Annotated in this window: 24 protein-coding genes; 7 read left to right on the forward strand and 17 right to left on the reverse strand. The window is 62.5% G+C overall.

Features of this window, described 5'->3' with window-relative positions:
* The first annotated feature begins 1 nt into the window (after position 1).
* Together NKH73_RS20625 and NKH73_RS20630 are read left to right on the forward strand one after the other, a co-directional pair.
* Complete coding sequence (locus tag NKH73_RS20625; RefSeq protein ID WP_352935509.1) at positions 2-211, forward strand: hypothetical protein; 210 nt, start codon at positions 2-4, stop codon at positions 209-211.
* A complete protein-coding gene (locus NKH73_RS20630) occupies positions 211-630 on the forward strand; it encodes a LysE family translocator (RefSeq protein ID WP_352935730.1) in 420 nt (139 codons plus the stop codon). The genes NKH73_RS20625 and NKH73_RS20630 overlap by 1 nt, the downstream gene beginning before the upstream one ends.
* A 10-nt stretch (positions 631-640) precedes the next feature.
* Here NKH73_RS20630 and NKH73_RS20635 read toward each other — a convergent pair whose 3' ends face one another.
* From NKH73_RS20635 to NKH73_RS20675, 9 genes are all read right to left on the reverse strand, one after another.
* Complete coding sequence (locus NKH73_RS20635; protein WP_023675234.1) at positions 641-1,045, reverse strand: Fur family transcriptional regulator; 405 nt, start codon at positions 1,043-1,045, stop codon at positions 641-643.
* Between the two features lie 232 nt (positions 1,046-1,277).
* Positions 1,278-2,324, reverse strand: a complete 1,047-nt coding sequence (gene mgrA, locus NKH73_RS20640) for an L-glyceraldehyde 3-phosphate reductase (protein WP_352935512.1) — start codon at positions 2,322-2,324, stop codon at positions 1,278-1,280.
* 151 nt (positions 2,325-2,475) lie between these two features.
* Positions 2,476-3,618, reverse strand: coding sequence for a Gfo/Idh/MocA family protein (locus NKH73_RS20645; protein WP_352935515.1), 1,143 nt, complete (start codon positions 3,616-3,618; stop codon positions 2,476-2,478).
* Positions 3,619-3,630: 12 nt separating this feature from the next.
* Entirely contained in the window at positions 3,631-4,377 is a 747-nt protein-coding gene (locus NKH73_RS20650; protein WP_352935520.1) for a sugar phosphate isomerase/epimerase family protein, read from the reverse strand.
* Between the two features lie 67 nt (positions 4,378-4,444).
* Positions 4,445-5,554: an ABC transporter ATP-binding protein gene (locus NKH73_RS20655; protein ID WP_352935523.1), complete on the reverse strand. Its 1,110-nt coding sequence runs from the start codon at positions 5,552-5,554 to the stop codon at positions 4,445-4,447.
* Between the two features lie 11 nt (positions 5,555-5,565).
* On the reverse strand, positions 5,566-6,468 hold the full coding sequence (locus NKH73_RS20660; protein WP_352935732.1) for a carbohydrate ABC transporter permease: 903 nt from the start codon (positions 6,466-6,468) through the stop codon (positions 5,566-5,568).
* A 25-nt stretch (positions 6,469-6,493) separates the two neighbouring features.
* The gene (locus tag NKH73_RS20665; protein WP_352935525.1) at positions 6,494-7,387 is read right to left on the reverse strand and encodes a carbohydrate ABC transporter permease; all 894 of its coding nucleotides are present in this window, start codon (positions 7,385-7,387) and stop codon (positions 6,494-6,496) included.
* A 116-nt stretch (positions 7,388-7,503) separates the two neighbouring features.
* Positions 7,504-8,742 carry an ABC transporter substrate-binding protein gene (locus tag NKH73_RS20670; RefSeq protein ID WP_352935527.1) on the reverse strand — a complete coding sequence of 413 codons (1,239 nt, stop codon included), beginning with the start codon at positions 8,740-8,742 and terminating at the stop codon, positions 7,504-7,506.
* Positions 8,743-8,768: 26 nt separating this feature from the next.
* Complete coding sequence (locus NKH73_RS20675; protein ID WP_352935530.1) at positions 8,769-9,059, reverse strand: hypothetical protein; 291 nt, start codon at positions 9,057-9,059, stop codon at positions 8,769-8,771.
* 97 nt (positions 9,060-9,156) lie between these two features.
* Between NKH73_RS20675 and NKH73_RS20680 the strand changes: the two genes are divergently transcribed.
* Positions 9,157-10,206: a LacI family transcriptional regulator gene (locus tag NKH73_RS20680; RefSeq protein WP_352935533.1), complete on the forward strand. Its 1,050-nt coding sequence runs from the start codon at positions 9,157-9,159 to the stop codon at positions 10,204-10,206.
* 160 nt (positions 10,207-10,366) lie between these two features.
* Here NKH73_RS20680 and NKH73_RS20685 read toward each other — a convergent pair whose 3' ends face one another.
* The 8 genes from NKH73_RS20685 to NKH73_RS20720 form a co-directional block, all read right to left on the reverse strand.
* Entirely contained in the window at positions 10,367-10,951 is a 585-nt protein-coding gene (locus NKH73_RS20685) for a GNAT family N-acetyltransferase (protein WP_352935536.1), read from the reverse strand.
* Positions 10,952-11,226: 275 nt separating this feature from the next.
* Positions 11,227-11,457 (reverse strand): hypothetical protein, encoded by a 231-nt coding sequence (locus NKH73_RS20690; RefSeq protein WP_352935540.1) that lies wholly within the window; start codon positions 11,455-11,457, stop codon positions 11,227-11,229.
* A gap of 156 nt (positions 11,458-11,613) precedes the next feature.
* On the reverse strand, positions 11,614-13,041 hold the full coding sequence (gnd, locus tag NKH73_RS20695; protein WP_352935542.1) for an NADP-dependent phosphogluconate dehydrogenase: 1,428 nt from the start codon (positions 13,039-13,041) through the stop codon (positions 11,614-11,616).
* Positions 13,042-13,198: 157 nt separating this feature from the next.
* Positions 13,199-14,833, reverse strand: coding sequence for a copper resistance CopC/CopD family protein (locus NKH73_RS20700; RefSeq protein WP_352935545.1), 1,635 nt, complete (start codon positions 14,831-14,833; stop codon positions 13,199-13,201).
* Between the two features lie 56 nt (positions 14,834-14,889).
* A complete protein-coding gene (locus tag NKH73_RS20705; protein WP_352935548.1) occupies positions 14,890-15,408 on the reverse strand; it encodes a YcnI family copper-binding membrane protein in 519 nt (172 codons plus the stop codon).
* Between the two features lie 61 nt (positions 15,409-15,469).
* A complete protein-coding gene (locus NKH73_RS20710; protein WP_352935550.1) occupies positions 15,470-16,009 on the reverse strand; it encodes a copper chaperone PCu(A)C in 540 nt (179 codons plus the stop codon).
* Positions 16,010-16,112: 103 nt separating this feature from the next.
* Positions 16,113-16,472: a DUF2946 family protein gene (locus NKH73_RS20715; RefSeq protein ID WP_352935735.1), complete on the reverse strand. Its 360-nt coding sequence runs from the start codon at positions 16,470-16,472 to the stop codon at positions 16,113-16,115.
* Between the two features lie 232 nt (positions 16,473-16,704).
* A complete protein-coding gene (locus NKH73_RS20720; RefSeq protein ID WP_352935553.1) occupies positions 16,705-17,607 on the reverse strand; it encodes a GntR family transcriptional regulator in 903 nt (300 codons plus the stop codon).
* A 270-nt stretch (positions 17,608-17,877) separates the two neighbouring features.
* Here NKH73_RS20720 and NKH73_RS20725 point away from each other — a divergent pair, with 270 nt between their 5' ends.
* The 4 genes from NKH73_RS20725 (at position 17,878) to NKH73_RS20740 (ending at position 23,438) form a co-directional block, all read left to right on the forward strand.
* A complete protein-coding gene (locus NKH73_RS20725) occupies positions 17,878-19,383 on the forward strand; it encodes a UxaA family hydrolase (protein WP_352935556.1) in 1,506 nt (501 codons plus the stop codon).
* A 452-nt stretch (positions 19,384-19,835) separates the two neighbouring features.
* The gene (locus tag NKH73_RS20730) at positions 19,836-20,831 is read left to right on the forward strand and encodes an ABC transporter substrate-binding protein (RefSeq protein WP_352469201.1); all 996 of its coding nucleotides are present in this window, start codon (positions 19,836-19,838) and stop codon (positions 20,829-20,831) included.
* A 91-nt stretch (positions 20,832-20,922) separates the two neighbouring features.
* Positions 20,923-22,476: a sugar ABC transporter ATP-binding protein gene (locus tag NKH73_RS20735; RefSeq protein ID WP_352935558.1), complete on the forward strand. Its 1,554-nt coding sequence runs from the start codon at positions 20,923-20,925 to the stop codon at positions 22,474-22,476.
* The gene (locus NKH73_RS20740; RefSeq protein ID WP_352935561.1) at positions 22,473-23,438 is read left to right on the forward strand and encodes an ABC transporter permease; all 966 of its coding nucleotides are present in this window, start codon (positions 22,473-22,475) and stop codon (positions 23,436-23,438) included. Before NKH73_RS20735 ends, NKH73_RS20740 begins: the two co-directional genes overlap by 4 nt.
* Positions 23,439-23,499 lie beyond the last annotated feature (61 nt).

The following is a 23,499-nucleotide window of genomic DNA, read 5'->3' on the forward strand; positions in this document are numbered from 1 at the left end:
GGTGAGCGAAATGTTGCCGCTCTCAACGGCCACATTCCTCTCTTTTGCGCTTGCAGCCCTGCTGATTGAACTGACACCAGGTCCGAACATGACTTATCTGGCGTTGGTTTCGGCCAATGACGGCCGCCGTGCAGGCTTTGCCACCGTGGCGGGCATTGCATTGGGCTCGCCGTCATCGGTGGCATCGCATCCTTTGGTGTCGCCGAACTGATCCAGGCGTCTTCCCTGCTCTACGAGGGACTTCGCTGGGCTGGCACGCTGTTCCTCCTCTACCTTGCCTGGGAGGGCTGGACCGCTGGAACCGACGTGGTTTCGAGTAGTGGCGACCCAGGCGGCAAATACTTCATGCGCGGGCTTGTTACCAATCTCCTCAACCCGAAGGCGGCAATCTTCTACGTCGCCGTGCTGCCGACTTTCGTCGAGGCCGGGCGCCCTGTACTTGCCCAGACCACCCTGCTCACGGTGGTCTATGTGGTAATCGCAACAGCCATACATGGAATGATCGTCGTGCTGGCGGGAACACTGGAACCATTCCTCAACGATCCCCGGCGGGAACGGATTAGCCGGCGCCTGCTTTCCGCCTTGCTGGCGCTTGTCGCGCTCTGGTTCGCCTGGTCGACGGCGCGCTAGTGCCTTTGGGCTAAGCCGCCTCGGCCAGGCATTTCGCACAGGTGCCGCGGAACTCGATCACCGCCTTCTTGGCGGCAAAGCCGGTCGAGCGCACCCATTCGTCGAGCCGATGTCCGACATCGTGGTCGGAAAACTCCGTCACCTGGCCGCATGTGTCGCAGATGGCAAAGGCGGTCATCGAATGGCTGTGGTCGTGCGGCTCGGCGCAGGCGACAAAGGAATTGAGGCTTTCGAGCCTGTGCACGAAACCGGACTTCACCAGCGTGTCGAGCGCGCGATAGACCTGCAGCGGCGCGCGGAAGCCTCGCTCGCGAAGCTGGTCGAGCAATGTATAGGCGCTGAGCGGACCGCTGGCGGCCTCGAGTTTCTCGAGCACGCACAACTGATTTTTCGTCAGCACATCCCTTGCCGCCATGATTCTGTTCCAACCCCGTTTTGCGCCGCTCGCACGTCATTTCGGCATGCAATCGGCTCCAGTCCTCTCCAGATAGCGACGATCGGGCATTTTTGCTACTGTTTCGGTGCTGGCACGGCGCAGAGCCTGCCAAACTTCGAGCAGACTCAAATTTCGACCAGTTATTGGCGGCCGAGTACATGGAAACGGCGAGAGCAGTTCCCGCCGCACCTGTTCGGCTATGCGTTTCCAGTCACTTCCGTGGCGGACCCTTGCGCTCTGCGGAGGCGGCCCACAGATTGATGTCGGCTTCGCGCGCATAGGTGTCGATTTCGGCAAGCTCGGCATCGCTGAAGTCGAGCGCCTTCAGCGCGCCGACGCAATCCTCGACCTGTTCCGGCCGGCTGGCGCCGATCAGCGCCGAGGTCACCCGGCCCTTGCGCAGCACCCAGGCCAGCGCCATCTGCGCCAGCGTCTGCCCGCGGCGGCCGGCTATGGCATTCAGCGCCTTGATGTTGGCGATGGTCTTGTCGTTGATGAAGGCCGCCTTCAGCGACTTGCCTTGGCTGGCGCGGCTGCCCTCAGGGATGCCGCCGAGATATTTGTCAGTCAACATGCCTTGCGCCAGCGGCGTGAACACGATCGAGCCGACGCCGAGCCCCTCCAGCGTATCGAGCAGACCGTCGTCCTCGACCCAGCGATTGAGCATCGAATAGCTCGGCTGGTGGATGACGCATGGCGTGCCGAGCTGCTTCAATATGTCGGCGGCCTCGCGCGAGCGCTGCGAATTGTAGGAGGAGATGCCGGCATAAAGCGCCTTGCCCGAGCGCACCGCGCGATCGAGTGCGCCCATCGTTTCTTCCAGCGGAGTATCGGGATCGAAGCGATGCGAATAGAAGATATCGACATAGTCGAGCCCCATCCGCTTCAGGCTCTGGTCGAGGCTGGCCAGCACATATTTGCGCCCGCCCCATTCGCCATAGGGCCCGGCCCACATCTCATAGCCGGCCTTGGTCGAGATAATCAGCTCGTCGCGATAACCTGAGAAATCGGTCCGCAGGATTTCGCCGAAAGCCGTCTCCGCCGAGCCGGGCGGTGGACCGTAATTGTTGGCGAGGTCGAAATGCGTGATGCCGAGATCGAAAGCCTTGCGCGCGATCGCCTGCTTGGTCCGGTGCGGCGTGTCGTCACCGAAATTGTGCCAGAGCCCGAGCGAGATCGCCGGCAATTTCAGGCCGGATCGCCCGCAGCGATTGTAGATCATTTTCTCGTAGCGGTTTTCGGCGGGCACATAGGGCATGGGAGATCCTCAAATTAAAAGCGAGCCCGGCAGTTCCCACCGCGAAAAAAGGGGGAGTCGGCTCTGCCTCTCACCCTTAGCCTCTCCCCGTTTCTATGGGGAGAGGGGTCGACGGTAAACTAGACGTGTCGCAATCACTGAAGCGCCCGCCCTATTTCTTCTTGGCCAACAGCTCTTTCGCCTCCTTGATGCCCAGTGCCGCAGGCCGTTCGCAGGTGGTCTGCATGGCGACGAACTTTCCGCTCGCGCCCGATCGCAGCATGCCGGTCATCACATCGACGGCATGTAGCGCCAGTTCCATCGAGCAACGGTGCGGCCGGCCTTCCGCAATCGCCAGCGCCATGTCGGCGAGACCGGCGGTGCGGTAGTTGGCCATCATGCCGTGCGAATGCATCTGGTTAGGCACGCCGAACGGATGCTTCCATTTCGGCAGCTTCTTGACCGGCTTGGCGGCGTCGGTGATGCGAACGTCGCCCCCGAAGAAATTCGGATCCGGCAAGAACACCGTGCCCAACTCGCCGTAGAGCTCCATCGGCGCATGGCCGTGGCTCCACACGTCCCAGCTCGTATTGAGCGTCACCACGGCGCCATTCTCGAACTCCATCACGCCGTGAATCGTCGTCGGCGTGGCGACCAGGATTTTTTCGCCCGCGCGAGGCTTGGACGAGATCGTGCGTTCCGTCGTCGGGATCGAAGCGAAGGCTGCCACCTGCTTCACCGGCCCGATCAGCTGGATCAAATTGGTGATGTAATAGGGTCCGATGTCGAGCACCGGCCCAGCGCCAGGCTGGAAGAAGAAGTCCGGATTGGGGTGCCAATGCTCCATCCCATGGCTCATCACGTGGCATGTACCGCTGGTGATCTTGCCGAGCTTGCCGGTATCGATCAGGTTGCGGACAAGCTGGTGCGCGCCACCGAGGAAAGTGTCGGGCGCCGAGCCGATGCGCAGTCCGTCTCTCTCCGCCAGCTTCTTCAGGTCGAGCCCTTCCTTGACCGACAGCACGAACGGCTTTTCAGAATAGACGTGCTTGCCGGCATCGAGGATCTGTTTCGACACTTCGTAGTGCACCGCCGGAACGGTGAGGTTGACGATGATGTCGATATCGCCGGCCTTGAGCAGCCCTTCGACCGTCTCGGCGCGCAGCTTGAACTCCTTCGCCCGCGCCTTGGCCGCATCCATGTTGATATCTGCGCATGCGCGCATCTCGATGCCGCGAAACAGCGGCGCAAACGAGAAATACGCCTTCGAGATGTTGCCGCAGCCGATGACGCCGACCCCAAGTTTTTTTGCCATGCTGGTTTGCTCCTAATAGGTCTTGGCGGCTGCGATCGAGCGGCGGGCGAAGCGCTCGGCGTCGTTGGGATTGTCCTGTTCCATGACGTAGTATTTGGCGGCGCTCTTGGCGCGTAGCGCCTTGATTAGGCCAGCCCAGTCGATCGTGCCGTAGCCGACATCCGACCAGCCGTCCTCGTCGAGACCCTCGCCGGGCTTGGCAATGTCCTTGACATGGATGGCGGCGATGCGTTTGCCATACTTCTCGATCCAGGGTAGCGGATCGTCGCCGCCACGCACCAACCAGGCCACGTCCATCTCCCAACCGATATCGGGCGCCGCCGCCAGGATATGGTCCTGCGGCACCGAACCGTCGGCAAGCTTCTTGAACTCGAAATCATGATTGTGCCAGGCAAAGCCGTAGCCGGCTTTCTCAGCCGTCTCGCCGACCTTGGCCAGGCGGGCGCCGAAATTGCGCCAACCGGCCGTGTCGGTCGGCCTGCTCTCGGCGACCAGATAGGGGCAGATCAGCAGTGTGATGCCGAGCGCGTCGGCGATTTTGCGCACACCGTCGAAATCCTTCTCGAGCGCATCGATCGAGAAATGGCCGGTCGGCATGGTGAGGCCGTTCTTGTCGAGTTCGGTACGAAACGCCTTGGGGTCGTCATAGACGCCGCCGAACCCTTCGACTTGCGAATAGCCGAGCTCGCCCAGCATCTTCAGCACCCCGTCCCAAGGTTGGAAATTGCGGGCGCTGTAAAGTTGGAATGACCAATTCATCGTCTCTGTCCGTTCTCTGGGGATGGATGTGCTTGAGGTGAAGTTCTTGGGAACGAGGTCTGGGGCGTTACAGGCGGTTACCGGTTGCGGCGTCGAACAGCGAAGCGCGCATCGGATCAAAACCGATGCTCACGGTGTCGGCGTTGGTTGGCGTGCGCTCGGATGTCACCCGCACCGTGAAATTCTGATTTGCGAGCTTCAGCCAGACCAGCGTGTCGGAACCCATGGGCTCGACGACCACGACATTTGCCGTGGCTGTGAACGGCCATCCGGAGCCGCTGTTGAACGCGACATGCTCGGGCCGGATACCGAACACGGCAGCCCCCGGCACGGGCTCCTTTTCGAAAGCATAGGTGGCAAGCGGGATCCGCACATCGTCGGCGGCGAAGTGCCAATTGCCATCGTCCTTCTCCAGCCGGCCGTCGAGGAAATTCATCGCCGGCGAGCCGAGGAAGCCGGCGACGAAACGGTTGACCGGGCGATTGTAGATGGTCTGCGGTGCGTCGAGCTGCTGGATCACGCCGCCCTTCATCACCGCGATGCGGTCGGCCAGCGTCATCGCCTCGATCTGGTCGTGGGTGACATAGATCATGGTGTTCTGCAGCTTGCTGTGCAGCAGCTTGATTTCGACACGCAGCTCCGCGCGCAGCTTGGCGTCGAGATTGGAAAGCGGCTCATCGAACAGAAAGACGTCGACGTCGCGCACCAGCGCCCGCCCGATGGCCACACGTTGGCGCTGGCCGCCGGACAGCGCCGACGGCTTGCGTTGCAGCAGCGGCTCGATCTGCAGGATTTCGGCGGCCCGTGCGATGCGCTTGGCGATCTCGTCCTTGGCGATGCCGGCGACGCGCAGCCCGAAGGACAGGTTCTTCTCCACCGTCATCTGCGGATAGAGCGCATAGGACTGGAACACCATGCCGATGCCACGGTCCTTGGGTTCCTCCCAGGTGACGTTCTTGCCCTTGATGAAGATGCGGCCGTCCGAAACGTCGAGCAGCCCGGCGATGCAGTTGAGCAAGGTCGACTTGCCGCAGCCGGACGGCCCCAGCAGCACGATGAACTCGCCCTCGGCGACATCGATGTTGAGCGTCTCCAGCACCGAAATCGCGCCGAAATTCAGCGACAGGTCCTGGATCGAGACACTGGGATTCTGGATTGAACCAATGGGATTTTCCATTCTTGTCATCATCATCCTTTCACCGCGCCGGCGGCGATGCCACGCACGAAGAGCTTGCCGGAAATGAAGTAGACGACGAGCGGTACCAGGCCGGTCAGGATGGTGGCGGCCATATTGACGTTATATTCCTTCACGCCTTGCACCGAGTTGACGATGTTGTTGAGCTGCACCGTCATCGGATAGGTGTCGGGACGGGTGTAGACGACGCCGAACAGAAAGTCGTTCCAGATGCCGGTCACCTGCAGGATGATGGCGACGACGAAGATCGGCAGCGACATCGGCAGCATGATACGGAAATAAATGCCCCAGAAGCCGGCGCCGTCGACGCGCGCCGCCCGGAACAGCTCCTCCGGCATCGAAGAAAAATAATTGCGAAACAACAATGTCAGGATCGGCATGCCGAAGATGGAATGGACGATCACCAGGCCGCTTAGGCTGCCGTAGAGGCCGATTTCGCGCAGGATGATGACGATCGGATAGATCATCACCTGATAGGGGATGAAGGCGCCGACGATCAGGATCACGAAGAAGGTGTCGGCCCCCTTGAAGCGCCAGTTGGCCAGCGCGTAGCCGTTCACGGAAGCGATCGCGATCGACAGGATGACGGACGGAATGGTGATGCGCACCGAATTCCAGAAGCCGCGCGAGAGCCCGTCGCAGTTGAGACCGGTGCAGGCGCTGGACCAGGCCTTCACCCATGGCTCAAAGGTAATCTCGAGCGGCGGTGAGAAGATGTTGCCGAGGCGTATCTCCGGCATGCCCTTGAGCGACGTCACCACCATCACATAGAGCGGCAGCACATAGTACAGTGCCACCACGATGAGCGTGCCATAGAGGAAGATGTTGCGGCGCGAGAACACATGCCGCGGCTTCGGTCCTCGCGGCCCGGATGCCTCAAGCCCGATGGAGCCCATACCGGCAGGCAGGGAAACGGCATGATCAGCCACGCTTCTTGCCTCCAAATTCGAGATAGGCCCACGGCACGATGACGACCGCCACCGACAGCAGCATCATCGTCGAGGCGGCGAAGCCCTGACCGAGGTTCTGGGCGAAGAACATGTAGTCATAGACATATTTGGCCGGCACTTCGGAGGCGATGCCGGGACCGCCACTCGTCTGGGCGACGACCAGGTCATAGACCTTGACGATACCGGCAGCGATGATGACAAGCGCGGTGATGAAGACCGGCCGCATCATCGGGATGATGATGAAGAGATAGGTCTTCAGGGTGGGTATCCCATCCACCCGCGCGGCCTTCCAGATATCCTCGTCGATGCCGCGCAGCCCCGCCAGCATCAGGCACATGATGAGCCCGGTGCCTTGCCAGAGCGCGGCGATCAATATGCCGTAGATGACGATGTCGGAATTATAGAGCGGATCGAAGTTGAAGCTTTCCCAGCCGAGGCCGCGCACCACCCCCTGGATTCCGAACTCCGGGTTGAGCAGCCACTGCCAGACGAGACCAGTGACGATGAAGGAGAGCGCGAAGGGGTAGAGGAAGATCGTGCGGAACGTGTCCTCGAAGCGGATCTTCTGGTCGAGCAGCGCCGCCAGTATGAAGCCGATGACGAGAGAGAACACCAGCGACAGCACGCCGTAAATCAGGAGGTTCTCAATGGAGACCAACCAGCGCGGCGTCGACCAAAGCCGATAATACTGGTCGAGCCCGACGAAGTTCAGCCGCGGCAGGAGCTTCGAATTGGTGAAGGAATAGAGCACCGTCCACGCGCTGCCGCCGACGAAGATCACCAGTGCGGTGAGGACCATCGGAATAGAGGCAACCTTGGCGTTAAGATTGCGGAAGAGTTGGTTGGGGCGTTCGCTCTTGCTCATCTGCACAGCCGGGCTGGATCGGGTAAGGCCGAAGGGTCAGGGCCGAAGGGTTAGGGCTTTGACCCGGAGCTCCCGGCCCCGCGGTCGCGGGCCGGGAGCGAGCGGTTCGTCGATCGTCAATCCGCTGAGGCGACGATGTCGGCGAAGCGCTTTTGCGCCTCTTCCACGGTCATGTCAGGCTTGGCGAAGAACTCGGAGAAAAGGTCCTCCTTCTGCTTTTGAGTGTCCTGCGTCAGCAGCTGGTCGGTCCAGGGCATGACGCTGCCCTTGGCCAGGATGTCGAGCCCTTTCCTCATGCAGTCGTTCGCCGCCTGGAGGTCGACATCGCCGCGCACCGGCAGCGACCCCTTCTTGAGGTTGAAGGCGACCTGCGTCTTGGGATCGAGCAGCGTTTCGGCCAGCGCTTCCTGCGCCTTGGACTTTTCAGCGTCTTGCAGCAGCGGGAAGTAGAAGGCGTCACCGCCGGTGGCGATGACCTCGTTCAGGCCAAGGCCGGGAAGACACGTATAGTCCTTGCCGGCGGTCTGGCCGGCAACCTGGAATTCGCCCTGCGCCCAGTCGCCCATGATCTGGCCGCCGGCCTTGCCAGAGATGACGAGATTTGTGGCCTGGTTCCAGTCCTGCACATTGGTGTTCTTCGCCATCTTGCGGGCATCGTCGGCGGCCTTGAACACCTTGGCGACCTCGGGCCCGGCAGCGAATTCCGCGTCCTTGTCGCGATAGACCTTCAAGAAAGTATCCGTGCCGCCGACCGCCGTAAGCAGCACGTCGAAGGTCCCGGAGGATTGCCAGGGCTGCCCGCCGACCGCGAGCGGTATGATGCCTGCTTTTTCCAGCGCAGGGGCGGCTGCGACATACTCGTTCCAATTCTTCGGCACTGGCACACCGGCCTTTTCGAAGGCCGCGTTCGACAGCCACAGCCACTGCCAGGAGTGAATGTTGACCGGCACGCAATAGATCTTGCCGTCGAGGGTGCAGCCGTCGAGCAGGCTCTTGGGCTGTACGATTTCCGTCCACTTGTCCCTGGTGGCGAGGTCGGTCAAGTCGCGCATCAGACCGGCCTGCACCAATTCTTCCGCTTGCCGGCCGTGGTTGAACTGGGTCGCGCCCATCGGGTCGCCGCCAGTGATGCGGCTGATCATGATCGGCCGCGCCGTGCCGCCGGAGCCGGCGATAGCGCCGTCGATCCAATGATTGCCTGTCGCGTCGAACGCCTTGGCGAGTTCGGCGACCGCTGCCGCCTCGCCGCCCGAAGTCCACCAATGGGTGACTTCCAGATCCGTCGCTGCCGCCGGACCGGCGAATGGCAGCGCGGTTGCCGCCGCCGACACAGCGGTCAAGAATTGGTATCGCATTTCGGCTCCTCCCAGAATCTGAAACGTTACAGATTTTCGATACGGCAATTGCGCTGGGCGTGCAACCCCTGATTAGGAGCGGTTCGCGATTTTTTCGAGCCGCGAACAAATCCGCAGCCGATTCTCCGCCATTGCGCCGCAACAAGACAGATTGCACTGCAAAAATGTTGCTGAAACGCACGAATTCGGCCAAATTCTGTGCCGCCGGCAAGCTCTTGCCGACGGCCAACGACTTTGCCTCGAATGGAATGTCGCTCGCGCAGAGCACCTGCCCCAAACCGTTGCGCGATGGCAAGTGACAATCTGTAACGTTTCAATGTATAGGTGTCCGTCAGGCGGAGAGTCGCGGGCGAGCCACAATCCGCCGATTGCCGGTCTGCACGGCAACTGCTATGCGCCTGACGGGCGGGACGAATGGACAGACATCGAACGGAAAAGGACGACGAGGCGTCGGGACAGGGCCGGCCGACGCTGAAGACGCTTGCCTTCATGACCGGGCTGGGCGTCACCACCGTGTCGCGAGCGCTGAAGGACGCGCCCGAAATCGGCGCCGAGACCAGGCGGCGCGTCCAACTCGTCGCCAGGCAGATCGGCTACCGCCCCAACCGTGCTGGCGTCCGCCTGCGGACCGGCAAGACCAACGTCATCAGCCTCGTGCTCAACACCGAGCACGAGATCATGAGCTTTGTCTCGGATATCATCTACGGCGTCTCGGAAGTCATCGCCGACACGCCCTATCACCTGATCGTCACACCCTATTCACGCTCGCAGGATCCCTTGGACCCGATACGTTATCTGGTGGAGACCGGCTCCGCCGACGGCGTCATCATTTCACGCACCCAGCCCAATGACCCCAGGGCCCGTTACATGCTGGAGCGCGGCATCCCCTTTGCCACGCACGGCCGCACCGACATGGGGCTGATCCACCCCTATCATGATTTCGACAACTACGCGTTTGCGACCGAAGCTGTGCGCCACCTGGCCGGCATCGGCCGCCGCAGGCTGGCCCTCCTGGCACCGCCAGTCGAGCTGACCTATCACCGCCATGCGCTGAACGGCTTTACCGATGCACTGAGCGAAGTCGGCGCCAGCGAGATCCCGTTCAACACCGTTTCGATCGACCATTCGATCGAGCAGATCAGGATGAGGACCGCACAGCTGATGCGCCGCGACGTCAGGCCGGATGGCTTCGTCAGCAGCGCCGCCGCAGCGACACTGGCCATCGTCGCCGGCATCGAGGACGCCGGCCTCAAGCTCGGCCGCGATGTCGACGTGGTGTCCAAGCAGTCGTCCGACCTGCTGCACCTGTTCCGCAGAGAATTGCTGGTCGTCAATGAGGACTTCCGGCTGGCCGGCGCCGAGCTCGCTCGCTCCGTGCTGGGTTGGATCGGCGGCGCGGGACCTGGTTCCCTGCAAAGCCTGAGCGTGCCAACCGATGTTCTGGCCTATCGCCGTCCCGACTAGAGCGGGATACGTTCAAATTGAACTGGGCATCCCGCTCCATCACCGCGATCCGCTTTCCCACCGGCGAGAAGGGCCAGGTGCGCGGCTTCGACGGCGTGCTAGACAGCTCCGTGGCCGCCCTGAGCGTCCACAGGGTCAAACTATCTGATCAAGCTGACGCTCAACGAGGGCGCCGCAGCATCGGGACGAGCGTCGGCGACGAACCGACCTGGATCGCGCCGAGCGGTTCGAAGCCGTGCCGCTGGTAGAATGGAATGTTGCGCGGGTTCGAGGATTCCAAATAGGCCGGCGCGTGATCGCGATCGCACTGCGCGAGCGCGTACGCCATCAAGGCATCGCCGTGACCTTCGCCTTGATGCGCCGGGTCGACGCCGATCAGGGGCAGGTACCAATGCGGTTCGGTCGGGTGGTACGTGGCCATCTGCTCGAATATGGCCGCGGTCTCAGGGGCGAGAGAGGATTCAACCGTGCTCTCGAGCACGGCGCCAAGCTCTTCCTCGTCGGAATGCACGCCGGGCGGCAGCCACAGCGCCGTCCCGGCGTAGCCGTCGGTGCAAAAGGCGCTTCCGTTAGAGAATGCCCTGCGCCCGAACGCGCGGGCCATTCGCGGCATGGCTGCAAGGTACGCGTGTGCATGCGGCCAGATCCATCGAGCCATGGGGTCCGCTGCAAACGCCAGCACGATTATCTCGACCGCTGAATCTTCATCGGCTGCGGCCATAACTCTCACCGTCGGCGATTTCATGCTGCCCTCCTGACGTAGGTGGTTCGACGAGGCGCCCGCGCCCGTTCTCAGCCACGCATCGTAACCCGGATGGAGTGGGAGCGATACCGGTTGCTGTCGGCTCAGCGGTTATCGAAAAACTGAAGCGTCCTCCTGGTCACTAGCGATGTCCGCTTCTGGAGGACGGCAGGGGCCAGCGGAATGACCGGGATTGTGCGCAGTCCCGAGGTCCGGATGGCGAACCGCCGGACCGGCCCGAGAAACGGCACGCTTGAGATCACCCGCGCACGGCTCTACTAATCCGAAAACCTCACGCTCACGCCGCGCTGCCGAAAATAGGCCTGCATCAACTTGCGCCCCGAGCGGTTGTTCTGCGCCAACTTGGTCGGATCGAACACCGCCTGTTTTATCCCTTCTCGTATCAGCGCCGCCTTAAGCGTCGCGATATGTGCGTCGATGTCGGCATTGTCCGCCCGCAGCGAGGCATAGATATTTTCGGTTGCCTGGGCCACGGTCGGTTCGCTCACAGGTGTCGTCCTTTGGTTGGTTGAGCGGCGGCTTACCACAGATTCGCGGCTCCGCCGATACCGATGAGACCGTCAATCGTCTCTTCCGGCATAGCAGGTTCCTGGCGCGACCCTACACCCAGTTGGTCGCTGGGACTCTAGGTCCAAGTCGCGGCGCTAACCCGCCGCTCCGCTCCCCCACGGGCCATGGAATGCACCCGGCCCGTCGATGCGTTCGAAGCCGTGCGCGCCGAAGAAGTCGCGTTGTGCCTGGATCAGGTTCGAGGTGCCGCGACCCTGGCGGTAGCTGTCGAAATAGGCCAGAGCGGACGACAGCGCCGGCACCGGCGATCCAGCCTCCGATGCCCTTGCCACGATGCGTCGAAGCGACGGATGCGCCTCCTGCATCATCGTGATGAAGGCCGGTGCCGTCAGCAGATTGGTGACCGCCCCGCCCTTGCCGAAGGCCTCGGCCATCGTGTCCAGCATTTGCGAGCGGATGATGCAGCCGGCCCGCCAGATCTTGGCGATGGTCGGCATCGGCAGGTTCCAATCGAATTCCTTCGATGCGCCTGCCATCACCGCGAAGCCCTGCGCGTAGGCGGCGATCTTGCCGGCGAACAGCGCCAGCTCAAGGTCGTCGAGAAGCGCGTCCTTGTCTCCGGCAATCTTGGTCACGCCGCCATTGCCGTAAGCCTTTTCGGCGGCCAGACGCTCGTCCTTGATCGATGACAGCACGCGCGCCGCCACCGCCGCCTCGATCGCCGTCGCCGGAATGCCGAGCTGCTGCGCCTCGATGACCGACCATTTGCCGGTGCCTTTCTGGCCGGCGCGGTCGAGGATGATGTCGACCATCGGCTTGCCGGACTTGGGGTCGTCGGCGGCCAGCACCTTGGCGGTGATCTCGATCAGGTACGAGCTGAGCCTGCCCTTGTTCCAGTCGGCGAAGACTTGTGCGATCTCCTTCGGCCCCATGCCTAAGCCGTCACGCAAGATGCCGTAGATCTCGGCGATCATCTGCATGTCGGCGTATTCGATGCCGTTATGGATGGTCTTGACGAAATGCCCGGCGCCATCGGTGCCAAGCCATGCCGCGCAGGGCTCATCCGTGAACTTGGCCGAAATGGCGGTCAGTACCTTCTCGACACGTTTCCAGGACTCTTCCGTGCCGCCGACCATGATCGACGGTCCATGGCGCGCGCCCTCCTCGCCGCCGGACACGCCCATGCCGATGAAGGTGAGACCCGAATCGGCAAGCTCGGAAAAGCGCCGCATCGTGTCGCGGAAATTGGCGTTGCCGGCATCGATGACGATGTCGTTGGCCGACAGCACGCCGCGCAGCGCCGCGATCTGCTCATCGACCGGCTTGCCGGCCAGCACCATGATGATGATCGGCCGCGGCGGCCGGATGGCAGCGGCGAGTTCCTCCAGGCTGTAGCAGGGCACGACCATGTCCTTCAGCGCGCCGGCATTCTCGACAAAGGCGTCCGTGCGGGCGGCGGTGCGGTTGAAGACCGCTATGCGGTGCCCCTTCTCGGCGATGTTGAGCGCCAGGTTGGAACCCATCGTGCCAAGGCCGATCAGGCCGATTTCGGCTTTTTCCATCGTTTCTTCCCTGCTTTCGGATCTTTTGTTGAGGCCGCGATTTGTGGCGACGCCCGTTCTTCTTGGGATGCCATTCTTGTCGAAAATGAATGACGGGCCTTCAAGGCCGCGTCAACCGCCTCGCCGAAATGTGTTGCGCGGGACTGCCGGCTGGTCCTCATCGCCTGATATCGATCGGCGCCTCGATCTTCACGATCTCGAAATCCGAGATGAGAATATCGAGCCGCGCCGTCCACCGGCCGGGGACCGGGACGACGAGATCGTCGACACGCCAGGTACCATCGTCGCGCTTTGTTGCCGCGCGTTTGATCGGCTCGATGCCGGCATCGGGTTTTGACAGCACCAACGTCACTTGCTTGGCGTCGAGCGGCCCGAAATCGCCGGTCATGATGGCGATAGACGCCGCAACCGGCCCAACATGGCCGGGCGTGATGCTGAGGTCGGCCATCGCCTTCGGCGTGTGGATATGGATCGATGCCGGTTGCGCTGCTGCGATCGCCAGGGCGCGCGGCGGCGGCGTGAAGCGCCAGCCTGCGGCAACGCCGAAAATCGCCAGAACGATCAGCATTTCAATGCCGATCGAGCGGACCAGCCTCCTCTGTACTTCCGTCTCTCCCGCTTCGGCCGGAGCGGTCAGCTTCCAACGGTTGGTCGCAGCCAGCGTGAACAGGAAGAACAGCAGCCCCAGCTTGATCAGCAGCAGCCGGCCATAGGCGGTGTCGAGCAAAGCTGCGGGTGCCTGCACCTGGATGATGGCCAGCACGATGCCGGTCGTCGCGAGCACGGCCACGACAGGCAGGATCGCCTGGGAAAACCGGCGCAGGAAAGGCGTGGCCTCGACCGGCTTCCGCCACATGGCGAGGCCGAGCGGCGCCAGCGCCCCGGCCCAGAAGGCAATACCGGCACCGTGCAGGAACACCATCGGCCGTGTCAGCCATTGCGGTTCGGCGGCACTTGCGTGCCCGCTGGCGGCAAGGGCGGAACCGACACCGGCCAAGCCGGCAAGGGCAAACAGTCTTGCACCGCCGCGCGGCCCGACCAGCGACAGCAGGCCAAGCCCGAGCGCCACCAGCGCGACCAGCACCGTCCGGCCGAAGCTTGTGCCGAGCCCGGTCTGCCAGACGCCGGGCTGCGCCAGCCGGACGAGCGGCGCACCGAGCGCGTCCAGTCCCTGCAAGCCGAGCGACACCGGCGCCGCGACAAGGCCGCCAAAGATTGCGGCGATGACGAAGCGCTGGCCGGAACGCCCGCCTTTTGCCAGCCAGGCGATGGCAAAGGCGCCGCCGACGCCGAGAAAGAGACCGATATAGAGAAAGACCTTGCCGATCCAGATCGCCGACCTCAGGCCCCGGTCGACGGCGTCGGAGGTGGCCGGCGCAGCACTCGGCGCGCCGATGGAAAACAGCACCGAGCCGCCGACCGGATGGCCGTCGGCGGAAATCACCCGCCAGCTCAGCACGTGCGTGCCGGATCCGAGCGTTCGCGGATTGTCGATCTCGACCGTCTGGTCATTAAGGCGGAACGCTGTCAGCGGGAGCGGCGTGCCATCAGGCCGCACCAGAGTGAGCACCAGTGGGGAGACCGGCTCGCTGAAAGTCAGCGAAAATTGCGTCGGGCCTTGTCCCAGCACCGTGCCGTCGACCGGATCGGTTGTGACCAGCGCCGCATGGGCAAAGGCCTGACTTGGCACGGCAATGACGGCGAGCATGATCGCGGCCAGAAAGCCAATGGCAGGCCAATTGGCGCGCTTGCCGAACCTGCAGATCGCCCACCGAAAAGATACTACGGTCATATCGTTGTCACGAAAACGCGGCGCGCTCTTTCGAACGGAGCGCGCCGCAAGAGAGATCATTTCTTCGGCAGCAGCTTGAGGCCAGGCGCGGGATATTCCAGCGCATCCTCATCCTGGCCGGCCGCCGGCATCTCGATCCAGCGTTCGGCAACGCCATCGCATTCCTGCACCACCGGGAAGTGGAGCGTCTGGCCGGCCGGCAGTTCCGCCGCCAGTGTCCCGCGGAAGACGAATTCGTCGTAGAATTCGTCCGGCAGGCTGCCGCCGCTCCAGTCGACTTCCCTAACGCCTGACGTCACCGTCTCGCCATAGAGCTGGTAGGACTTCTCGTATTTGCCCTTCTTGACCTGCAGCGTCCAGCCGGGCTTCGGCATCGGCTTTACCGAAATCACCCCTTCCGGGATTTGCACGCGCACGGCGGTCGTCGCTTTGCCCTCGCAGCCATGCGGCACACGCAGGATCGCTTTGTAGGTCGAACCGACCGCCGCCTCCTGCGTTTCGAGCGTGACATGAGCGAAAGCCGTGCCCGTCCCGGGAGCGAGAAGCGCGCAGGCCGACAAAATATACTTGTTCATGATGGTCCCTCTGACGTCCATGATGGTGCTTCTGATTTCGGATGTTAAGATTTTGGCCGGATCAATTGGCATGGTCGTCCATGCGGCCCATTTGGCCCATGCTCTCGACGGCGAACTCGACGGTGACGGTGCCAGCCTTTTCGAAGGTCAGCGCAGCGGAAAACGCCTCGCCCTGTTTGGGCTGACGCTTGAGGCCGATAAACATCAAATGATAGCCGCCGGGCGCCAGCGCGACCTTGCCGCCGGCCGGAATCTCGAGGCCACCGGTGACCGGCCGCATGGTCATGACGCCGTCCTTGACGCCCATTTCGTGCAATTCGGCCTTGTCCGATACATCGGAGGAGATCGACAGCAGCCGATCCGGTGAACTGCCGGTGTTGGTGACGGTGAAGTAGCCGCCGGCCACTTTGGCGCCCGGCGGCGTGGCGCGCGACCAGGGATGCACGATCTCAAGGTCGCCAACCCTGAACTCATGGGCGAAACCGGCCTGGGCGCTGACGAACAGAAGGGCGAGGAGGAACACGGCGATGCCGAGTCGTTCCTCGAAGCTGCGCAGGAAAAGCCTGTTGCAGCCGAACCGCGCACGGAGTGAGTGAGACATGATAGCTCCAAGAATTGAGAGATAGCGCCGGTGGCCCGTCGCGAACATTTCAATTGTCGACGGACGCACCCGCGAAAGGTTCTGCGAGTCTACCCGAAAAGGATCAGGCCGACGCCGGCGGCGCGCGCGGATTCGACGGCGAGCGGTCGCGGCTGAAATCGAGGTGCCGGAACGCCGGCAGCACAAACGCGACGGTTTCGGCGGAAAAATGGCCGGGCACCGCGGCGGCAGCGGGCGGCGGTGCGTAAGCCACCGAGGCCATGCTGCAGCCAAGCGCACAGCAGGCCGGCACGTGCTGCTGGTGCGGCGGATCGCCGCCTGGAAGCTGCGCCGCGCCCTCCTGGGTGCAGATGACATTGCCGAAGGCATCGAGTTGCGAAGCAGCCGGGCTTAAGCCGGAGGCGAATGCGCCAAGCACCGACTGGAGCACGAGCAAATAGGCCGCAGCGAACGCGGCCGGTATGCTCCATCGTCTCCGCCGGATATTCAAAGACCTGCCTCTTTACGCAGCAACGGCAATACCTAGCACGCGGCGAGCGAGCGGAAAATCGCCAAATCGCTGCTGCGGCAACGCGGCGCGATCAATGCATGTCGCCCAAAGCATGCCCTCGGACTTGAGCCGCAGCGGTTTTAGGATAACGACATGCACAAGAACAGGAACTTAAAGCGCGTCGTATGTTCAGACGCCACGCGCTTTAAGCCTGTTGCGGCTGCTGGCCTTCCGGAATCGATGTCAGCAGCGTGTGCCGCGCCGACTTCAGATGCTTACGGCAGGCGGTGTCGACCTTGCCGAGATCGCGCGATTTGAGCGCGGCGATATAAGCCAAATGTTCCGTCACCGCCACTTCGTTGCGCTCGCGCTCCTGCGCCTTGTTCCACTGGTAGTGGTAGTGGAAGATCATGGCGATGACGTCGTAGAAATCGACGATGAAGCGATTGTGCGACGCGCGGTGGATCAGCCGGTGAAAGCGCTCGTCGAGCTCCGAGAATTCGTTGAAGCGCGTGGCGATTTCGCGCGCCAGCAAGCGATGCTCGTCTTCCAGGAGGTCGAGGTCGGCCCAGACCGCACTGTCTTGCGGCAGGGCGGCAAAGGCGGCAGCCGAGCGCAATTCGAACATCTCGCGGATTTCGGTCAATTCCAGCGCGAAAGCGCGGGTAAAACCTTTCAGCACCCAATGGCTGTTGCGGCGTTTCTCGATCAGCCCGAAGCGGGAAAAGCGGATCAGGAACTCGCGCACGCTGGTGGTGCCAACGCCGATCTCGCGCGCCAACTCGAGCTCGTTGATCTGCATTCCGGCCTCGGCGCCACCCGCGAGCAGCCGCCGCATGAAGGAGCGCTCGATGATCTGCGATAGCGTGTCGGTCTCTTCCTCGGGAAAAAAATCGTCCGGCCGCGGGGCGCGCAACACCGTCTTGCTGCGTTTGTTCCAGGCGATCAGCCCCGTCTCTTCCATGCGCGCCAGGATGGTGCGGATGGTCGTGCGGCTGACGCCGAGCAGCACGCCGAGTTCCGGCTCCGACGGCAGGCTTTTCGTTTCGTCAAGCAGCCTGAGACCGCGATTATAGGCGTCCTTGTAGACGTTATTGCTCTTCGACATCCCCTGCCCCGTTGCGCGCCGACGCTTGCAGCGGCTGGCTTGAAGCGCGATATGACAGATGCTCCTAACGCATGCCCTCGAAAAGCGGAATCGCTTTCCAAAAGGAATACGCAGTTCCAATACTGGAGCGTCCTTCAATACCCAAGACGCCCCGCGCATCCATGAAAAAACGATTGACGCAAAAATGTTTTTTCACGATAAAAGACATTATATGTTAAGTGGCGCGTGTCAATCCGCGCCCATCCCAGGACCATACCCAGGAAACCGCCCGTGAACGCCGCAAACAGCATTCTTCTGTCTCCCGCCGACAATGTGGCGGTCGCCAATGGCCGCATCGAGATCGGTACGCCATTGCCGGGCGGCGCCGTCGCCGCCGCGCTGATCGAGCCCGGCCACAAGGTGGCGATCAGGCCGATTGCGGCCGGCGAGGCCGTGGTGAAATACGCCCAGGCGATCGGCCGCGCCACTGAAGCCATCGCACCCGGCGAGCATGTTCATTCGCACAATCTGGTCTTTGAGTCTGGCCGTCTGCCGGTGGTGCCGCCAAGCGAGGCCGTGCACGCGACCGAAGCCGACCGCACCCGCACTTTCATGGGTTACCGTCGCGCCGACGGTCGTGCCGGCACGCGCAACTTCGTCGGCATTCTCGCCAGCGTCAATTGCTCGGCCACCGTTTGCCACGCCATCGCCGACGAGGCGAACCGCACGCTTCTGCCAAGATACCCCGGCATCGACGGCTTCGTTCCGATCGTCCACGGCCAGGGCTGCGGTATGAGTGCCACCGGCGACGGCATGATGGTGCTGCACCGCACGCTCGCCGGCTATGCCCGCCATCCGAATTTCGGCGGCGTGCTGATGGTCGGGCTCGGCTGCGAGGTCAACCAGCTCACCCTCTATGGCCAGAAGGGCGTCGCCGCAGGAAAACGCCATTTCAACATCCAGGAAGCCGGCGGCTCGCGCAAATCCGTCGAGAAGGCGATGGCCGTGCTGGCCGAGATCGCTGAGGAGGTCGGCAAGCTTGAGCGTGAGCCGATCCCGGTCAGCGAAATCGTCGTCGGCCTGCAGTGCGGCGGCTCCGACGGCATGTCCGGCATAACCGCCAATCCGGCGCTGGGCGCCGCCGTTGACATCCTGGCCGGCGTCGGCGGCATCGGTATTCTCTCCGAGACGACGGAAATCTACGGCGCCGAGCATCTGCTCGCCTATCGCGCGGCGACCCCCGAGATCGCCGCCAAGCTCGATGGCTATGTCAAGTGGTGGGAAGACCACGTCGCCAAGCACGGCGCCTCCATCGACAACAATCCTTCGCCCGGCAACAAGCGCGGCGGTCTCACCACCATCCTTGAGAAGTCGCTTGGCGCGGTCGCCAAGGGCGGCCAGACGCCGCTCAACGGCGTCTTCGGCTATGCCGAGAAGGTCAGCGGACACGGCTTGGTGTTCATGGATACGCCCGGCTACGACCCGGTCTCTGCCACCGGCCAGGTTGCGGGCGGCGCCAACGTCATCGTCTTCACCACCGGCCGCGGCTCCTGCTTTGGCTGCCGGCCGACGCCGTCGATCAAGGTTGCCACCAACTCGACCATGTATCATCAGATGGAAGAGGACATGGACGTGAATTGCGGTGTTATCGCCTCGGGCGAAAAGACCATCGCCGGCATGGGTCGCGAGATCTTCGAACTGATCGTCGAGACGGCTTCGGGCCGCAAGACCAAGAGCGAGGCGTTCGGCTACGGCGACAATGAGTTCGTCCCATGGCACCTCGGCGCGACCCTTTAGCAATTCCAGGAAAAGTGTGAAACGGTTTTCCCGGGAAAGCGCGTAGCGCTTGCCCTGCGGAATTGCGCAAAAACAAAGATCCAGGGCGTCGCCGAACCTAGCCCCGCCGACAAAACGCCGACAGGCGGCGAGCGTGCGATCAATGACTGCATGCATCACAGTCTCACGATTTTCAGAAAGAATATACATTCCATATTGACTATAAAGTGGAATTAATATTCCGTACCGGGAGAGAGAGCGGGAAGCCCTGAAGCGTGGCAACGGGATCAGGAAGGAGACTTTCTTTCCCATCAAGCCATACGGAGGCCGGTTCGAAACACAGCTTGCGTCGACCCAATTCATGCATTATCAAAACACTGCAAATGTTTTTTATTGATAAAGTTCTATTTGGGCAGCGCCTATCCGAGTGGAGCTTCCGTAACGTTCACCGGGCGACTTAGGGAGGAAACCTAATGAAATTCGTGACCAGCATTCTCAACCGCCGTGCATTCGTGGCGCTCGCCGCCGCCTCGATGCTTGCCGGCGTGATGCATTCGGCGCCGGCTTCGGCGGCGGACGTGACCATTCCGATCATCGTCAAGGACACCACCTCTTTCTACTGGCAGATCGTTCTGGCGGGCGCCCGCAAAGCCGGCAAGGACCTCGGTGTCAACGTGCCGGAGCTCGGCGCCCAGGCCGAGACCGACGTCAACGGCCAGATCTCGATCCTTGAAAACGCCGTCGCCGGCAGTCCGGCCGCGGTCGTCATCGCGCCGACCGAAGCCAAGGCGCTCGGCAAGCCGATCGACGAGGCTGCCACCAAGGTCAAAATCATCGGCATCGACTCCGGCGCCGACTCCAAGGCGTTCACCTCGTTCCTGACCACCGACAACATCCAGGGCGGACGCGTCGCCGCCGATGGCCTGGCGGCCGCGATCGGCGAAGCCAATGGCGGCAAAGTCGAGGGCGACGTCGCCCTGATCACCGCTCTTCCGGGTGCCGGTTCGCTCGAACAGCGCGCCCAGGGCTTCAAGGAGCAGCTTGCCGCTAAATATCCCGGCCTCAAGCTCGTCGCCGACAAATATGCCGACGGCCAGGCCACGACCGGCCTCAACATCGCGACCGACCTGATCACCGCCAATCCGAACCTCAAGGGCATCTTCGCCTCCAACCTGATCATGGCGCAGGGCGTCGGTCAGGCGATCGCCGAGAACAGCCTGGCCGGCAAGGTCGGGCTCGTCGGCTTCGACAGCGACGAGAAGCTGATCAAGTTCCTCAACGACGGCGTCATTTCGGCGCTCGTCGTGCAGGACCCGTACCGGATGGGCTATGACGGCATCAAGACGGCGCTCGCCGCCTCGAAAGGCGAGAAGGTCGAAGCCAATGTCGACACCGGCGCCAATCTGGTGACCAAGGCCAATATGAAGGATCCGAAGATCGACGCGCTGCTCAACCCGAAGCTCGACTGAGCATCGCCAACAGGCGCACTGTTTCCGGGGCTTTTGCCCCGGAAACGACCTACACTTGCGTCAATCGTGAGGCCAATCTGGGAGGATTGTCATGACGTCCACGGCGCAGGAATTGCACCCGGCCCCAACGCTGGAGCCCGGCAGGACGATCCTCGAACTCAAGGGGCTGGAAAAGCGCTATCCCGGCACGCACGCGCTGAAGCCGGTGAACCTCGCCTTCAAGGCCGGAGAGATCCATGCCATCGTCGGTGAAAACGGCGCCGGCAAATCGACCCTGATCAAGCTTCTGACCGGCGTCATGCCGCGCACATCAGGCGACGTCATGTGGGAGGGCCAACCGGCGGCGTTGGCGACCCCGCATGAAGCGATGGCGCTCGGCATCAATGCCGTGCACCAGGAGGTCGTGCTGTGCCGCCACCTCACCGTTGCGGCCAACATGTTCCTCGGCGAAGAGGATTCCCGCTTCGGTATCCTGCAGCAGCGGGCCATGGTCAGGCAGGCGCAGAACATCATTGACGATCTCGGCTTCGACCTGCCGGCGCATGTCGTGCTCGGCGATCTCACCATCGGCCAGCAGCAATTGATCGCCGCCGCCCGCGCCACGGTGCGCGGCACCAAGTTCCTCATCTTCGATGAACCAACCGCCTACCTCACGCGCAAAGAGGCCGACCAGCTGTTCACGCTGATCCGCCGGCTGAAGGGCGAAGGCGTCACCATCATCTACATCAGCCACCGCATGGAAGAAGTGTTCGAGCTTGCCGACCGTGTCTCGGTGCTGCGCGACGGTACGCTTGTCGGCACCAGGAACATCGCCGAGACCAACGACGCCGAGCTGGTCAAGATGATGATCAACCGCTCGATCGAGCAGGTCTATCACAAAGAGCACTTTACGCCGGGCGCGACGCTCCTCGAAGCCAGGAATCTATCCGGCAAGGGCTTCGAAAATGTCTCGATGACGGTCCGTGCCGGCGAAATCGTCGGGCTCTACGGCCTTATCGGTGCCGGGCGCAGCGAGTTCGTCACCACGCTCTACGGCCGTCATCGCAAGTCGGCAGGCCAGATCCTCTGGGAGGGCAAGGAGGTTCAGGTTAACTCCGAGCATGACGCTATCAGGCTCGGCATGGCGCTGGCACCGGAAAGCCGCCGCGACCAAGGCCTCTGCCTCAATTTGCCGGTCGGCCTCAATCTCAATCTGCCGATCTACAAGCGCATTTCCAGCAAGCTGCTAATCTCCGGCGCACAGGAGAAGACCGAGGCGGATCGGCAGATCGCCAATCTCAGGATCAAGACGCCGACGCGCAACGCGCTCGCCTCCAGCCTGTCCGGCGGCAACCAGCAGAAGATCGTCATCGGCAGATGGCTGGCGCACGGCGCCAAGCTGTTCATCTTCGACGAGCCGACAGTTGGCGTCGATGTCGGCACCAAGGCGGAGATCTACCGTCTGTTCGGCGAACTGTTGTCCAAGGGCGCCGGCATCATCCTGATCTCGTCCTACCTGCCCGAGGTCTATGAACTCGCCGACACGCTCCATGTGTTCCGGCGCGGCAAGCTGGTGGCCACGCATGGGTTCCGCACCGCCGATCACGAGGAAATTCTCACACAGGCGCTCGCCGAGAAGCAAGAAAAACCGGGAGGACAGATATGAGCACGGAGGCTATTCCGGCCGAAAAACCGAAGCGCAACTACAACGCCCTGTTCGGGCTGACGCTGCTGGCCCTGCTGGTGCTGTTGTGGATCATCCTGTCGGTGGCGACGCCGAGCTTCGCCTCGGCCAACAACATCTCGAACCTGTTGCGGCAGGGTTCGATGATCGCCATCCTGGCGGTCGGACAGACCTTCGTCATCATCACCGGAGGCATCGACCTTTCCGTCGGCGCCGTGGTCGGCTTCGCCACCGTAATCGTGGCGATGCTGATTAATGCCGGAGTACCGCTCTTCCTCGCCATCCTGATCACCTTGCTGGTCGGCGTCGCCATCGGCATGTTTCATGGCTTCGGCATCGTCAGGATGGGTCTGCCGCCCTTCATCATCACGCTGGCGACGCTGACATCCTTGCGCGGCATCGGCCTCTTGATGACCAACGGCAACTCGATCTCGATCAACAACGACGCCTTCCAGCTGTTTTCGCGCAGCTCGTTTCTCGGCGTCCCCAATCTGTTCTGGATGGTGATCCTGGTCGGCATCCCGGCCTATATCTTCCTGCATCACAGCCGCTGGGGCCGATATCTGTTCTCGGTCGGCTCCAACGCCGAGGCCTCGCGTCTGTCTGGCGTCAATGTCCAGCGCACCATCTACATGGCCTATACGCTCTCAGGCCTCTGCGCGGCTTTCGTCGGCGTGCTGCTCGCGTCGCGCATCGGCATCGGCAATCCGACGCAGGCCGAGGGCTGGGAATTGCAGGCGATCGCCTCGTCGGTGATCGGTGGTACCTCGCTGTTCGGCGCTGTTGGCTCCGTGCACGGACCGCTGCTCGGCGCCTTCATCCTGGCCACCATCAATAACGGCGCCAATCTGCTCAACGTCAACGCCTTCTGGCAACGCATCATCACCGGGGTGCTGATCATCGTCATCGTCTATTTCGACGGCCTGCGCCGCCGCGGCAAGTAGACCATATTAACAACCGCCGGCCCGGCGCTAGGGACGGCGGTTCCATGAACAGACTGGATTG

Source organism: Mesorhizobium sp. M0938, assembly GCF_040319125.1.
Taxonomy (GTDB): Bacteria; Pseudomonadota; Alphaproteobacteria; order Rhizobiales; family Rhizobiaceae; genus Mesorhizobium; species Mesorhizobium robiniae.

Coding starts and splice junctions, on each gene's coding strand:
- NKH73_RS20635 (WP_023675234.1), bottom strand. CDS start 1,045: ATGGCGGCAAGGGATGTGCTGACGAAAAATCAGTTGTGCGTGCTCGAG.
- mgrA (WP_352935512.1), bottom strand. CDS start 2,324: ATGCCCTATGTGCCCGCCGAAAACCGCTACGAGAAAATGATCTACAAT.
- NKH73_RS20645 (WP_352935515.1), bottom strand. CDS start 3,618: ATGGCAAAAAAACTTGGGGTCGGCGTCATCGGCTGCGGCAACATCTCG.
- NKH73_RS20650 (WP_352935520.1), bottom strand. CDS start 4,377: ATGAATTGGTCATTCCAACTTTACAGCGCCCGCAATTTCCAACCTTGG.
- NKH73_RS20655 (WP_352935523.1), bottom strand. CDS start 5,554: ATGGAAAATCCCATTGGTTCAATCCAGAATCCCAGTGTCTCGATCCAG.
- NKH73_RS20660 (WP_352935732.1), bottom strand. CDS start 6,468: ATGGGCTCCATCGGGCTTGAGGCATCCGGGCCGCGAGGACCGAAGCCG.
- NKH73_RS20665 (WP_352935525.1), bottom strand. CDS start 7,387: ATGAGCAAGAGCGAACGCCCCAACCAACTCTTCCGCAATCTTAACGCC.
- NKH73_RS20670 (WP_352935527.1), bottom strand. CDS start 8,742: ATGCGATACCAATTCTTGACCGCTGTGTCGGCGGCGGCAACCGCGCTG.
- NKH73_RS20680 (WP_352935533.1), top strand. CDS start 9,157: ATGGACAGACATCGAACGGAAAAGGACGACGAGGCGTCGGGACAGGGC.
- NKH73_RS20685 (WP_352935536.1), bottom strand. CDS start 10,951: ATGAAATCGCCGACGGTGAGAGTTATGGCCGCAGCCGATGAAGATTCA.
- gnd (WP_352935542.1), bottom strand. CDS start 13,041: ATGGAAAAAGCCGAAATCGGCCTGATCGGCCTTGGCACGATGGGTTCC.
- NKH73_RS20700 (WP_352935545.1), bottom strand. CDS start 14,833: ATGACCGTAGTATCTTTTCGGTGGGCGATCTGCAGGTTCGGCAAGCGC.
- NKH73_RS20705 (WP_352935548.1), bottom strand. CDS start 15,408: ATGAACAAGTATATTTTGTCGGCCTGCGCGCTTCTCGCTCCCGGGACG.
- NKH73_RS20710 (WP_352935550.1), bottom strand. CDS start 16,009: ATGTCTCACTCACTCCGTGCGCGGTTCGGCTGCAACAGGCTTTTCCTG.
- NKH73_RS20720 (WP_352935553.1), bottom strand. CDS start 17,607: ATGTCGAAGAGCAATAACGTCTACAAGGACGCCTATAATCGCGGTCTC.
- NKH73_RS20730 (WP_352469201.1), top strand. CDS start 19,836: ATGAAATTCGTGACCAGCATTCTCAACCGCCGTGCATTCGTGGCGCTC.
- NKH73_RS20735 (WP_352935558.1), top strand. CDS start 20,923: ATGACGTCCACGGCGCAGGAATTGCACCCGGCCCCAACGCTGGAGCCC.
- NKH73_RS20740 (WP_352935561.1), top strand. CDS start 22,473: ATGAGCACGGAGGCTATTCCGGCCGAAAAACCGAAGCGCAACTACAAC.